Origin of the sequence: Rhodovulum marinum (assembly GCF_004343075.1) — a bacterium.
In the GTDB taxonomy this organism is placed as follows: domain Bacteria; phylum Pseudomonadota; class Alphaproteobacteria; order Rhodobacterales; family Rhodobacteraceae; genus Rhodovulum; species Rhodovulum marinum.
On sequence record NZ_SLXP01000002.1, the window covers coordinates 481,321 to 494,970 of the forward strand.

At 70.8% G+C, this 13,650-nt stretch carries 11 protein-coding genes; 6 read left to right on the forward strand and 5 right to left on the reverse strand.

Annotation, left to right across the window (positions count from 1 at the left end; translation table 11 throughout):
• The first annotated feature begins 162 nt into the window (after positions 1-162).
• A complete protein-coding gene (locus tag EV662_RS05475; RefSeq protein ID WP_132461122.1) occupies positions 163-3,006 on the forward strand; it encodes a hypothetical protein in 2,844 nt (947 codons plus the stop codon).
• Between the two features lie 63 nt (positions 3,007-3,069).
• On the opposite strand, the gene EV662_RS05480 is transcribed toward EV662_RS05475, so the two are convergent.
• From EV662_RS05480 to EV662_RS05500, 5 genes are all read right to left on the reverse strand, one after another.
• Positions 3,070-3,579, reverse strand: a complete 510-nt coding sequence (locus EV662_RS05480) for a CarD family transcriptional regulator (RefSeq protein ID WP_132461123.1) — start codon at positions 3,577-3,579, stop codon at positions 3,070-3,072.
• 272 nt (positions 3,580-3,851) lie between these two features.
• Positions 3,852-4,190: a ferredoxin FdxA gene (gene fdxA / locus EV662_RS05485; RefSeq protein WP_132461124.1), complete on the reverse strand. Its 339-nt coding sequence runs from the start codon at positions 4,188-4,190 to the stop codon at positions 3,852-3,854.
• A gap of 51 nt (positions 4,191-4,241) precedes the next feature.
• Entirely contained in the window at positions 4,242-4,619 is a 378-nt protein-coding gene (locus EV662_RS05490) for an RNA-binding S4 domain-containing protein (protein WP_132461125.1), read from the reverse strand.
• Between the two features lie 4 nt (positions 4,620-4,623).
• Positions 4,624-7,461, reverse strand: a complete 2,838-nt coding sequence (locus EV662_RS05495; RefSeq protein ID WP_132461126.1) for a helicase-related protein — start codon at positions 7,459-7,461, stop codon at positions 4,624-4,626.
• A 21-nt stretch (positions 7,462-7,482) separates the two neighbouring features.
• Positions 7,483-8,037 carry a tetratricopeptide repeat protein gene (locus EV662_RS05500; RefSeq protein ID WP_132461127.1) on the reverse strand — a complete coding sequence of 185 codons (555 nt, stop codon included), beginning with the start codon at positions 8,035-8,037 and terminating at the stop codon, positions 7,483-7,485.
• A 73-nt stretch (positions 8,038-8,110) separates the two neighbouring features.
• On the opposite strand from EV662_RS05500, the gene EV662_RS05505 reads away from it, so the two are divergent.
• From EV662_RS05505 to EV662_RS05525, 5 genes are all read left to right on the forward strand, one after another.
• Positions 8,111-8,398: an SCP2 sterol-binding domain-containing protein gene (locus EV662_RS05505; protein ID WP_132461128.1), complete on the forward strand. Its 288-nt coding sequence runs from the start codon at positions 8,111-8,113 to the stop codon at positions 8,396-8,398.
• A 15-nt stretch (positions 8,399-8,413) separates the two neighbouring features.
• Positions 8,414-9,400 carry an alpha/beta fold hydrolase gene (locus EV662_RS05510; RefSeq protein WP_132461129.1) on the forward strand — a complete coding sequence of 329 codons (987 nt, stop codon included), beginning with the start codon at positions 8,414-8,416 and terminating at the stop codon, positions 9,398-9,400.
• Between the two features lie 49 nt (positions 9,401-9,449).
• A complete protein-coding gene (locus EV662_RS05515) occupies positions 9,450-10,457 on the forward strand; it encodes a ligase-associated DNA damage response exonuclease (protein ID WP_132461130.1) in 1,008 nt (335 codons plus the stop codon).
• On the forward strand, positions 10,454-12,046 hold the full coding sequence (locus EV662_RS05520; protein ID WP_132461131.1) for an ATP-dependent DNA ligase: 1,593 nt from the start codon (positions 10,454-10,456) through the stop codon (positions 12,044-12,046). The genes EV662_RS05515 and EV662_RS05520 overlap by 4 nt, the downstream gene beginning before the upstream one ends.
• 217 nt (positions 12,047-12,263) lie before the next feature.
• Positions 12,264-13,631, forward strand: a complete 1,368-nt coding sequence (locus EV662_RS05525) for an FAD-binding oxidoreductase (RefSeq protein ID WP_132461132.1) — start codon at positions 12,264-12,266, stop codon at positions 13,629-13,631.
• Positions 13,632-13,650 lie beyond the last annotated feature (19 nt).

A 13,650-nucleotide genomic window follows, 5' to 3' on the forward strand; every position in this document is an offset into this window, starting at 1 on the left:
CGACCCGCGCGGCGGCGGGCCCCGGGCAGACCCCGGGCACCGCCCGCCGCGCGGGCTTCGACATGCCGAATGCCTCATGCCCCTTCTAAGCTTCGGCGTTTTCCTGCTATAGTCCCCAGACTCCGGTTTGGCACCGGTGGGGGGCCGGTTTAGAAAGCGGTAATGAAGCCAGGTTTTGCGCTGACTCTCTCCGAGGACGGGATCGGCCTGCTGCACCGCGCAAGGGGTGGGTGGCAGAGGCTGGGCGACGTGTCGCTGGACGATCCCGGCCTGGGCGAGACCTTGCGGCTCATGCGCGGCACCGCCGAAGGGTTGGCCGCGGGCAAGCTTCTGACAAAGCTCGTCATTCCCGACAGCCAGTTGCTTTACACGACGCTGCCGATCACCGGCGACAGCCCGGCCGAGAAACGCGCCAGTCTCAGGCGGGGGCTGGACGGGCTGACCCCCTATGCGCTGGACGAGATCGTGTTCGACTGGCAGGAGGTCGGCGACGGCACGGCGCGGATCGCCGCCGTCGCGCGCGAAACCCTGGACGAGGCCGAGGCCTTTGCCGTTCAGCACGCGTTCAACCCGGTGTGCTGCGTCGCCGCCCCCCCGGCGGACAAGTTCAAGGGCGAGGCGTTCTTCGGACCGACCGCCGCCGCGCGCGACCTGTTGGGCAAGGGCGAAAAGCCCGAACCCGACGGACGCCCGGTTCGCCCCGGCGGCATGGCCGATTACGCCACGGGCGACGATGCGCCCGAACCGGCCAGACCCGCCGCCAAGGCCCGGCCCAAGCCGGTGCCGCCCGCCGCCCGGGCCAAGCCTGCCGCACCGCCCAGCCCCCCCGACGTGCCGGCCGCCCAAACCGCGGCACCGCCGCGCACGCCCGAACCGGGGCCCGCCCCCGCGCCCCCGCGCCGGGACGAGGCGGCCCAGGCCAACGCCCCGCCCGAGGTGCCTGCCCTGCCCTTTGCCTCGCGTCGGCGCGGGGAAGACGAGCCCGCCGTCCCTGGCGGCGGCGACGTCCCGCCGGCGCCCCCCGCGCCTTCGCGGCTGACGCTGACCCCGCCGGGCGCCGACCCGGCCCCCACCGCGCCGCACACCCCGCCCAAGGTCACGGCGGACACCCCGACCAGTACCACGCCGCCGCCAACGCCGGCCCGCCGGGCGCCGATCGTCGCGCCCCCCCGACCTGCCGCCGCCGCGCCGCGCCAGCCGGCCTTTCCGATCGACACCGCGCTTGCCGCCCGCCCCGCCGCCCCCGGCCGCGCGGGCCTGCGGCTGGTTCTGGCGCTGACCGGCACGCTGGTTCTGGCGATGGCCGGGGTGTCGCTCTGGTCCTTGCTGCCCGATGGCCCCGAGGGGGCCGAGGCCCCGCAGGCGTCGGCGCCCGTCACCGCCCCCGCCCCGGTCGCACGCATATCGGACACGCCGCCTGCCGGTGGCCGCGAACTTGCCGTCCTGCCCGACGAACCCGTGACCGCGCCGCCTGCGCTGACGCCGCCTGCCATGCCGTCGGTGGCCGAGGATGCCCCGACGCGCGACGCGGCGCTGCCCGATGCGGGGGCCGAGCCCGCCCCGGCCGCCCCCACACCCGCACTTGACGAAACCGCCGCGGCCGAGGCCTATGCCAGCACGGGGGTGTGGCAGTTGGCGCCCGAGCCGATGACCGCCCCGCCGCAGGACCGGATCGAAGACCTGTACGTGGCGGCACTCGACCCGTCGATCCGCCCGCCGCAGGCCGTGCGCCTGCCCGATCCGCGCGACAGCCGCGCGAATGATCAGGCGCTGCCCTTGCAGCCCGATCCGCCCGGCCCGGACCAGACCTTCGTGGTCGACGCGCGCGGCCTGGTCGAGGCGACACCCGAAGGCGCGCTGACGCCCGAGGGGGTGCTGGTCTTTGCCGGGCCGCCCCCTGTGATGCCGCGCGGCCGCACGCCAGAACCCGCGGTCGACCCCGAGGCGCCCGATGCCCGCACAGCGGCAGCAGCCCCCGTCGAAACCACAGCCGCACCGCCCGCCGCCGTGCCATTGGAACCGGCCCCGGTGCCCGAGGGCGTGATCGTGATCGAGGGGCGCCCCGACCTGACGCCGCCGCCGCGGCCCGAACTGGTGGTGCCGGTCACGATCGGCCCACCGCCGGTGACCCCGCCCGCGCGCCCCGCCGAAACGGCGCCCGCGCCCGAACCCGCAGCGATTGCCCCGGACACCGCGGCCCCCGCGCCCGAGGCCGAGGCCGAGCCCCCCCCGGCGCCCGACACGGATGCGCGGGCCCGGACGGGCAGCGTGCCGCCGCCGGGGGAAGACATCCGGCCGGCACCCGACGCCCCCCCCGAGACCGCCGGGAACGACGCCGGGCCGGCAATGCCCGCTTTGCCCGACACCGCGGTGATCGCGACCGATGCCGCGACCGCGACGCGGCTGGCGCCCTATCGCCCGCGTCTGCGGCCCGAAGCGCTGGTGCCCGCGGCGCTGGCCCCCGCGCCGGTGCCGGCGCCCGATCCCGGGCTTCGCCCGCGCCCGCGCCCGGACATACCCGAGACCGCAACTGCGCCGGACCTGCCCGATCCCGACCCGACGCTGGGCGCCGATATCGAGGCCGCGCTGGAAGCCGCCCTTGCCGAGGACACCGAAGCCGAGGCCGATGCCGCCGAATCGGAACTGGCCATCGGCAGCTCGATCCGGCCCGCCGCGCGCCCCTCGGACCTGGCCGACCGGGTGGCCTCGGCCGCGCCCGCGGTGCCGCCCAGTGCCGCCGCCCCCGCACCCCGCCTGCCCACCAGCGCCAATGTCGCGCGCCAGGCCACGGTGGAAAACGCCATCAACCTGCGCGAGGTTAACCTGATCGGGGTCTACGGGGCGTCGGGTGACCGGCGCGCGCTGGTGCGCCTGCCCAGCGGCCGCTATGAAAAGGTGAAGGTCGGTGACCGGATCGACGGCGGCCGGGTCGCCGCGATCGGCGAAAGCCAGCTGCGCTATGTCAAGAACGGCCGCAACGTCGTGCTGGACCTGCCCGGCGGCTGAGGGCGGCCATGAAAAAGGGCCGCGGCGCGAACGCCACGGCCCGGAAAGCGTGATCGACAGCGATCAGGCGGCGCGCGAGACCAGCACCTCGTCCACCTGCTTCTGCGCGGCGGCCTCGTCGGCGCCGGACACCGCGGCGACCTCGCGGGTCAGCCGTTCCAGCGCGGCTTCGTAAAGCTGACGCTCGGAATAGGACTGTTCGCGCTGATCGTCGGTGCGGTGCAGGTCGCGCACCACCTCGGCGATCGAGATCAGGTCGCCGGAATTGATCTTCTGTTCGTATTCCTGGGCGCGGCGCGACCACATCGCGCGCTTCACCTTGGCCTTGCCTTTCAGCGTGGCCATCGCCTTGGACACGACATCCGGGGTCGAGAGCGAGCGCATCCCCACCTCGCTGGCCTTGTTGGTCGGCACGCGAAGCGTCATCTTGTCTTTCTCGAACGAGATCACAAAGAGCTCGAGCGGGATCCCCGCGATCTCCTGCTCCTCGATCGACACGATCTGCCCCACGCCATGGGCGGGGTAGACGACGTAATCGTTGGGGCGGAACTCGGCTTTCTTGGTCTTCGTCATTCAGTTTTTCCTCGCTTGGACCACCTGGACAGCTACAAAAGCGGCGTCCGGAAAACATGTTTTCCGGTCACGTGGATGCTCTGGCGCTGAAAAACCACCCCGCAGACGGTGAAATCTGCGCGTGGGACTCAGGATTCGGTCAGCCATTTATGAAGAGAAGATAACACAAAAACCGGCGCAATGAAAGCGCCGCGGTGCAGAAGCCCGGTCAATCCCTTGGCATCCAATGCCATTTCCTGCCCACGAAATGGGCAGGAAAGCCGAATCGGCCCTCAGCCGCCCTCGCCCGGCGCCTCGGAGAAGTACTTCTCGCGCTTGCCGGTTTCGCCGTCGCGTTCCTGGGCCTCGGGCAGCGGGTCCTTGCGGGTGATGATCACCGGCCAGATCTCGGAATACTTGCGGTTGAACTCGACCCACTCGTCCATGTCCGGTTCGGTGTCGGGCCGGATCGCGTCGGCCGGGCACTCGGGTTCGCACACGCCGCAGTCGATGCACTCGTCGGGGTGGATCACCAGCATGTTCTCACCCTCGTAGAAACAATCCACGGGGCAGACCTCGACACAGTCGGTGTATTTGCAGGCGATGCAGTTGTCGGTGACGACATAGGTCATTTGCAGACTCGCGTTTTCCTTTTGGGGTTCGAACTAGAACACCGGGGCGGATCATTCAAGCGGGGGTTTTCGGCGCTCGTCGATCTGGCGGCGATCCTTCTTGGTGGGCCGTCCGCCCCCCTCGTATCGCGGATTTTCGGGGGGGCTTTCCTTGATCGGGGTCAAGTCCTGGTACAGGGTGCGCGCCTCGGTCGCGGGCCCCCGGCGCACACCCGGCGCCAGGATGCGCACCACCCGGATGTCGCGGCCCTGCGGAAAGGTCAGCGTGTCGCCCGGGCCGACGCGGGCGCCGGGCTTGTCGGTGCGGGTCGCGTTGATGCGCACATGGCCGCCCGAGACAACCCGGGCGGCCAGCGTGCGCGTCTTGAAGAACCGCGCATGCCAGAGCCACTTGTCCAGCCGGATCGTCGGACGGGCGACCTCGGTCACGCGGTTACTGCTTGTCCCGCAGCCCCATCAGCGCGGCGGCGAAGGGGTTGTCGGGGTCGATCGCCTTTTCCTTGCGGGGCGGGCGCGCCTGGAAGCTTTGCGGCTTGTCGGAACGCGGACCGCCGCCATGCTTGCCCTTGGGCTTGCCGCGCGGCTTGCCGCCCTTGCCCTGGGGCTTGTCGCCGCGCGGGCGGTGACCACCGCCCTTGCGCCGGGGCGCCCAGGAGAAGGTATAGAACACCTCGATCTCGGGTTCTGCCGCGCTCGCCGCGGCGGTCTCGGCGGGCACCTCGGCCGGGGGCGTTTCCGCGACGGGCGTTTCTGCCGGGGTTTCGGTCGCGGCCTCGGCCGGCGCTGTCTCGGCGTCCGCGGCGGGCGTGTCCGCCGTGCCCTCGGCGGGCGTTGCGGATGTGTCCACGGCGGCCTCCGCCTCGGGGGCCTGGGGCGCGGGGGCAGGCGCGGCCTTGACCTTGGGCCGCTCGCCGCGCTCGGCCGTGTAGCCCAGCCCCTGCATCAGGTCGGCGAACTGGTCCAGCGTGGTGCCGGTGATCGACAGCATGTCGGCCTTGGCCTCGAACCCGCCGCGGGTATTCTCGGCGCGCAGCATGTCGGCCAGCCGCTCCAGCATGTCGATGCGGATCGCCCGGGCCCCCGCCGCGCGATAGCCCGACAGCGTGTGCACCTCGGGCGCCACGCCCTCGCCCGCGGGGATCGTCACCAGCCCCGGCGGCGGGCTTTCGGGGAACTCGTCCAGCCCCCGGGACAGCGACCACAGCACCAGCCGCAGCCGGGTCGGCGCGGGTTTCAGCAAGAGCGGCATGAAGATGGTGAACTGGCCGAACCTTATGCCATGCTTGCGCAACGCGGCGCGCGCATCCTGGTCCAGTTCCTTGACCTCGTTCGCGACACCTTCGCGCGGCAGCACGCCCATCGCCTCGACCATGCGGAAGGCAAAGCCGCGGGTCAGCCCGGTCAGCGACTCGTCGCGCTGCAGGTTCAAGAGCGGCTCGAACAGGGTTGCCACCCGGCGGTCGATGAAATGCTGCAGCCGGCGGCGCACCTTCTCGATGACCTCGGCGCCGGCCTCTTCGTCGACTAAGGCCTCGACCACGGGTTTCAGCGGGTCGGCGCCGGCCACCAGCTTGCCCACCGCATGCTCGCCCCACATCAACCCGCCCTGCTCGGTGTAATCAAGCTCGGTATCGGGGGAATTGTAGAACCGGTCGGCGCGCAGGTGGAATTCGGGGCCAAGCGCCGCCAGCGCCGCCTGGCGCAGGGTGCGCGCCTCGTCGGGGCTGGCAGAGGCGTCCTGACGGAACCGGAACCCCTCCAGACGGCCGATGAATTCCCCCTCGACCGTCACCTCACCCTTGTCGTTCACCTCGGCCACAAGGCTCTCCTTCTGCTTCAACCGGCGAAGGAGCACACTCGTCCGCCGGTCAACAAATCTTTGCGTCAGCGCGCCGTGCAGCGCGTCGGACAGGCGGTCTTCTACAGCGCGGGTCAGGCCGCGCCAATGGGCTTCGTCGGCCACCCAGCCCGTGCGCTGTGCGACATATGTCCAGGTGCGGATATACGCCAGACGTTTCGACAGCGTGTCAATGTCGCCATCTGTCCGGTCGATTCGTTTCACCTGGCGGGCCAGCCAGTCGTCGGGCACGCGGCCGCCCTCGTGCAGGAAACCGAAGATGCGTTCCAGCATGCCGGTATGTTCGGCCGCGGAAATGCCGCGGAAATCGGGTATCCGGCAGACATCCCACAAAAGTTTCACGTCCCGCGCATCGCCCAGCCGGTCGCGCAACTCGGGCAGCGCGGCCAGCGTTTTCAGCGCGTGCAGGTCGTCAGCCTCGCGCGCGCGGGTCAGCCAGTCGCCCTCGGCGCGCGCCTCGAGCGCGGCGATCAGCCGCTCGGGCGTGCCGAAATCCAGCCGCGCGTTGCGCCATTGCAGCTTTTTCACGGGGGCGAAACGGTTCTCGACGATGGCCTCGGCGATTTCCGCGTCCAGCGGGCGCGCCTCGCCGGTGACGCCGAAGGTACCGGCCTGGGTGTGGCGCCCCGCGCGGCCCGCGATCTGGGCCAGTTCGTTCGGCATCAGCGGCCGCATCCGCCGCCCGTCGAATTTCGACAGGCTGGAAAAGGCCACGTGCTTGATATCGAGGTTCAGCCCCATGCCGATGGCGTCCGTCGCCACCAGGTAATCGACATCGCCGTTCTGATACAACTCGACCTGGGCGTTGCGGGTGCGGGGGCTCAGCGCGCCCATCACCACCGCGCAGCCGCCCTTTTGCCGGCGGATCAGTTCCGCGATGGCATAGACGTTCTCGACCGAGAACCCCACGATGGCCGAGCGCGGCGGCATTCGGCTGATCTTTTTCGAGCCGGTATAGGTCAGTTCCGAAAATCGCTCGCGGCGCATGAATTGCGCGCGGGGAACAAGGGCCGCGATGGCGCCCCGCATGGTTTCGGCGCCCAGGAACAGGGTTTCATGATGGCCGCGCGCGTTCAACAGCCGGTCGGTGAAGACATGCCCCCGCTCCGGGTCGGCGCAAAGCTGGATTTCGTCCACCGCCAGGAAATCGGCGCCGGTGCCGGTGGGCATGGCTTCCGCCGTGCAGACCCAGTATTGCGCCCGGTCCGGCACGATGCGTTCCTCGCCGGTGACCAGCGCCACGCAGGACGGCCCGCGCAACCCCACGATCCGGTCATAGACCTCGCGCGCCAAAAGGCGCAGCGGCAGGCCGATCACGCCCGTCCGGTGCGCCAGCATCCGCTCGATCGCGTAATGGGTCTTGCCGGTATTGGTCGGCCCGAGGACCGCGGTGATCCTCGCCTGGTCTGACATTCTCTGCCCTTTCGCCCAGCCTCAGAGCGTGCGGCCGGATGTCAGCAGCTCCAGCCGTTTCTCGGCCTCTTCTAGGTCAGGATCGTGGGGATGTATAGCGCGCGCGGCGCGCACCGCCTCCAGCGCGGCGTCGTAACGCCCGGTCTCTTCGAGGATCGCGCCCAGCCCCGTCAGCGCCCCGAAATGGCGCGGGTTCAGGTCCAGCGTGCGGGCGATATCGGCGATGGCAGGGCCGTAGAGACCGGCCTTGAAATAGGCGATGGCGCGCGCGTTGAAGCCTTCGGCGAAATCGGGCGCGTGGTCGGTCAGCGCGGTCAGGTGCGCGATGGCGGTGTCGAACGCGCCCGCCTCGACCGCCTCGCGCCCGCGTTTCAGCAGCAGGTCCATCGAGGGCGATCCGGATTTCGCCCATTCCGCCCAGATCGCCTCCTCGACCTGTTTCCAGTTCGGCAGGTCGGGGGTCTGCAACTCGTCCAGAAGTTCGGCCGCCCGCGCCTCGTCGGCCCGCACCGGCGCAGACAGCGCAAGTACGAGGCAAATTGCCGTTACGACGGGATTGAGAATGTGACGCCGCATGCCCATAACAGCCAAGGATAGCGCAACCGGCGGGAAAAGCGACAGGCCCCGCGTTCACAATCGGAGGATGCCCATGAGCGACGTGATCGACAAGGTCGTGGAAATGCTGAACGACAAGATCGACGGGGGCTTTGACGGGGTCGCCAAGTTCGCGATCGAGGACGAGGGCGACGTGATCGTCGATTCGAGCGGCGCGCATGCCGGCGAGGCGAATGCCGACGTCACGCTGATCGCCACGCTGGACACGTTCCGGTCGATGATGGAGGGCGAGTTGAACCCGACCGCCGCCTTCATGACCGGCAAGCTCAAGATCGAGGGCGACATGGGCAAGGCGATGCAGCTTGCCCAGATATTCACCTGACCTAACCTAGGGCAAATGGAACCAGCGCCGCTTTACAACGATATCGCCGAGGGGCCCGGGGACGCCGCCGCGTTCTGGATACGGGCGGGCGACGGGGTGCGGCTGAGGATCGCCGTCTGGGGCGCGCAGGGGGCGCGGGCCACGGTGCTGCTGTTTCCCGGCCGCACCGAATACGCCGAAAAATACGGCCGCGCCGCCGCCGACCTGGCCGCGCGCGGCTTTGCCACGGTGGCGGTCGACTGGCGCGGCCAGGGGCTGGCCGACCGGTTGCATGACGATCCGATCCTGGGCCATGTCGACCGGTTCGACGCCTATCAGCGCGATGTCGAGGCCGTGACCCGCGCGGCGGCGGCGCTGGGCCTGCCGCGCCCGTTCCACCTGTTGGCCCATTCGATGGGCGGCTGCATCGGGCTGCGTGCGCTGCACGGCGGTCTGGACGTCGCCTCGGCGGTGTTCACCGCGCCGATGTGGGGCATAAGGATGACGCCCCTGATGCGCCCCGCCGCCTGGATGATCAGCGCCGCCAGCCGCCCGCTGGGCCTGGGCGGACGGGTAACGCCGGGGCGCGGGGGCGATGCCTATGTGATGGCCAGCAGTTTCGAGGAAAACGAGCTGACCGCAGATCCCGAGATGTTCGGCTATATGCGCCGCCAGATCGCCGCGCGCCCCGAGATGGCGCTGGGCGGGCCCAGCCTGACCTGGCTGCACGAGGCGCTGCGCGAAACCCGCGCGCTGGTGCGCATGGCCCCGCCCGCGGTGCCGGCGCTGACCTACCTGGGCAGCGAGGAACGCATCGTCTGCCCCAACGCGATCCGCACGCTCAAGGGCGCCTGGGCCGCGGGCACGCTGCGCGAGGTCGCGGGCGCCCGCCACGAGGTGATGATGGAAGGCGCCGCCACCCGCGCCCGCGTCTTCGACGAAACCGCCGAACATTTCACCCGCCACGCCACGCCGCCCCGGCCGCTTCCCGCGCGCGGCGACGCGGACGCGCTGCGCGCCTGACCCGGCCGGGCCCATGGCGCGCCGCGCCGCGCGCCCTATACTGCGCCCCATGTCCGTCCTGACCTTCACCGAGCGCGGCATCTATTGCCCCGCGGGCGATTTCTTCATCGACCCCTGGCGTCCGGTGGACCGCGCGCTCATCACCCACGGCCATGCCGACCACGCCCGCCCCGGCCACCGGCACTACCTGGCGACCGCCCCCGCCGCGCCCGTGATGCGCCACCGGCTGGGCGATATCGCGCTGGAAACCGTCGGCTATGGCAAGGCGCGGCGGATCGGCGATGCGACCGTGTCGTTCCACCCGGCGGGGCATGTGCCGGGTTCCGCGCAAATCCGGGTGGAGGTGGGCGGCGAGGTCTGGGTCGTCTCGGGCGATTACAAGCTGGAGGAGGACGGGCTGTCCGAACCGTTCGAACCGGTGCGCGCCCATGCCTTCATCAGCGAATGCACCTTCGGGCTGCCCGTGTTCAAATGGGCGCCGCAGGCCGAGGTGTTCGCCGGGATCAACGCCTGGTGGGCCGGGAACGCGGCCCGGGGGCGGTTCACGCTGCTGGGCGCCTATGCGCTGGGCAAGGCGCAGCGGCTGCTGGCGGGGGTGGATGCCGCGACGGGCCCGATCCTGACCCATGGCGCGGTCGAGGCGACCTGCGCGGTGATGCGCGCGCAGGGCATCGCGCTACCCGAAACCGTGCCGGTCACCCCCGACACCGACCTCAAGGCCCATGCGGGCGGGCTGGTCCTTGCGCCGCCCTCGGCGCTGGGCGGGCCGTGGGCGCGGTGCTTTGGGCCGGCCGCGACCGGCTTCGCCTCGGGCTGGATGGCGCTTCGGGGCGTGCGCCGCAGGCGCGCCGCCGACCGGGGCTTCGTCCTGTCCGACCATGCCGACTGGGCGGGGCTGAACACCGCGATCCGCGAAACCGGGGCCGAACGGGTCTTCGTCACCCACGGCTATACCAGCGTGTTTCGCCGCTGGCTGGTCGAGCAGGGCTATGAGGCGGAAATCGTCCAGACCGCCTTCGAAGGGGAAAGCCTCGACCGGGCAGAGGACGAGGCATGAAGCGTTTCGCCGCCCTGTTCACCGCGCTGGACCGCACGACGAAAACCACCGCCAAGGTCGACGCGCTGGCCGCCTATTTCACCGAGGCGCCCGAGGATGACCGGCTGTGGACCGTGGCGCTGTTGTCCGGCCGCCGGCCGCGCCGGGCGGTGACGACCACGCGGCTGAGGGAATGGGCGGCGGAACGCGCGGGCCTGCCACTGTGGTTGTTCGAGGAATGTTACCCGGTGGTGGGCGATCTGGCCGAGACCATCGCGCTGGTCCTGCCGCCCGCGACCGGAACCAGCACGGCCAGCCTGTCGGACTGGATGGCGGAGATCGGCGCGCTGGCCGCGGTCGAGGAACCCGAGCGCAAGGCGCGCATCCTCGCCGCCTGGGACGGGCTCGACGGCACCGAACGATTCCTGTTCAACAAGCTGATCACCGGGGGGTTCCGCGTCGGCGTCAGCCAGAAGCTGATGACCCGCGCACTGTCCCGCGCGACCGGGATCGACGAGGCGGAACTGGCGCACCGGCTGATGGGCGACTGGACCCCCGCCACGGTCTCCTGGCAGGGGCTGATCGAGGCGCCCGACCCCGCCGCCGCGCTGTCGCGCCCCTACCCGTTCTACCTGGCCTACCAGGTCGAGGACGGCCCCGAGGCATTGGGCGGGGCGGGCGACTGGCTGGCGGAATACAAGTGGGACGGCATCCGCGGCCAGCTGATCGTGCGGGGAGGCGAACATTTCGTCTGGTCGCGCGGCGAGGAACTGATGACCGACCGCTTCCCCGAGCTGGTCGCCGCGCGCGATTTCCTGCCCGAGGGCACGGTGATCGACGGCGAAATCCTGGCGTGGCGCGTCGACGCCCCCCTGCCCTTCGCCGCGCTGCAAAAGCGGATCACCCGCAAGACCGTGCCCAAGAAACTGCTGGCCGAGGCGCCGGTGGTGCTGAAGGCCTATGACCTGTTGGAGCAGGGCGGCCGCGATCTCCGGCAAACGCCGCTGGCCGACCGCCGCGCGCGGCTGGAAGACCTGTTCGCCGGGCTGCCGGCGGAAAGCCCCCTGCGGCTGTCGCCGCTCTTGCCGTTCGGCGACTGGGGGGCGCTGGCCGAAGCGCGCGCCGGCGCGCGCGCCGCCGGCGCCGAGGGCGTGATGCTGAAACGCGCGGGCGCCCCCTACCTTGCGGGGCGCAAGAAGGGCGACTGGTGGAAATGGAAGCTGGACCCGCTGAGCGTGGACGCGGTGATGATCTATGCCCAGGCGGGCCACGGGCGGCGCGCGACGCTGTATACCGATTTCACCTTCGCGGTCTGGGACGGGGACCAGTTGGTGCCCTTTACCAAGGCCTATTCCGGGCTGACCGATGCCGAGTTCCGCGAGATCACCACCTGGGTGCGCAGGAACACGCTGCAACGCTTTGGCCCGGTGCGGCAGGTGAAACCCGAACATGTCTTCGAGATCGCCTTCGAGGGGATACAGGAAAGCCCGCGCCACAAATCGGGGGTCGCGCTGCGCTTTCCGCGGATGGCGCGCTGGCGCCGCGACAAGCCGGTGGAGGAGGCCAACACGCTGGCCGACCTGCGCGCGCTGCTGGCAAGCCATGGCTAGGCGGGCGGTCGCGTGATGCGGGTTTCGCCCCGGCTGACGCCGGAGCGACCGGCTGGGGGGCGTTGCCCCCCAGACCCCCCGGGATATTTTCGGCCAGAAGAAGATGCCGCGAGTCCCGGCCCGGATTGGCGCGCTTGGTCCCCAGCACCGCCATGGCCCTTGCAGCCGCCTGCCCTTCGGGTGTTCAAGGGGGCGGTTCACCACGAGGAGCCTGCCGATGAGCGCCATGGACGACATCGCCGCCATGCTGGGCCCGCGCCTGTCGCGCGGCGCCTCGGTGTGCGAGCAGCACGGCCGCAGCGAGGCGCATTACGCACTGGCACCCCCCGACGCGGTGGCCTTTCCCGAAACGCCCGAGGAGGTGGCGGCGATCGTGCGGGCCTGCGCCGCCGATGGCACGCCGGTCACCGCCTATGGCACGGGCACCTCGCTGGAGGGGCAGCACCTGGCCATCCGGGGGGGCATCAGCCTGGACCTGTCGCGGATGGACCGGGTTCTGGCGGTCAATGCCGAGGATCTGAACGCGGTGGTCCAGCCCGGCGTGACGCGCACACGGCTGAATGAGGAACTGCGCGCGACGGGGCTGTTCTTTCCGGTCGATCCGGGCGCCGACGCCTCGCTGGGGGGGATGGCCGCGACGCGGGCCAGCGGCACGACCGCCGTGCGCTATGGCACGATGCGCGAGAACGTGCTGGCGTTGCAGGCGGTGATGGCGGACGGGTCGATCATTCGCACCGGCAGCCAGGCACGCAAATCCTCCGCGGGCTACGACCTGACGCATCTGCTGGTGGGCAGCGAGGGCACGCTGGGCATCCTGACCGAACTGACACTGCGCCTGCACCCGTTGCCCGAGGCGGTGGCCGCGGCGACCTGCCGGTTTCCGACCGTGGCGGATGCCGTGAATTGCGTGATCCTGGTGATCCAGTCGGCCATCCCGATGGCCCGGATCGAACTGGTGGACGAGATGATGGTGCGCGGCTTCAACCTGCATTCCGGCACCGACCTGCCAGAGAAACCGCATCTTTTCCTGGAATTCCACGGCGCGCCCACGGCCGTGGCCGAGCAGGCCGCCGCCTTCCGCGAGATCGCGGCCGAGTTCGGCGTCGCGGGCTGGCAGGACGCCACCACGACCGAGGCGCGCAGCGCGCTGTGGGCGATGCGGCACAACGCCCATTACGCCACCGGCGCGCTGGAGCCGGGCAAGCGGACGCTGGCCACCGATGTCTGCGTGCCGATCTCCACGCTGGCCGAGGCGGTGGTCGAGGCGCAGGACCTGGCCCGCACCATGGGCCTGACCAGCGCCATCGTGGGCCATGTCGGCGACGGGAATTTCCATTGCGGCGTGCGGGTGAACCCCGAGGACGCGGCGGAAATGGCCCGGGTGCTGGATTTCTCGGGGCGTCTGGCCGAAACCGCCCTGCGGCTGGGCGGCACGGTGACGGGCGAGCACGGGATCGGGCTGGGCAAGCAGAAATACATGGCCGCCGAACACGGGCCCGCGCTGGCCTGGATGCGGGCGATCAAGGCAGCCTGGGACCCGGCGAACATCCTGAACCCCGGCAAGATGCTGCCGCCCGAAAGCTGACGGAGGCCCCATGGCGCCC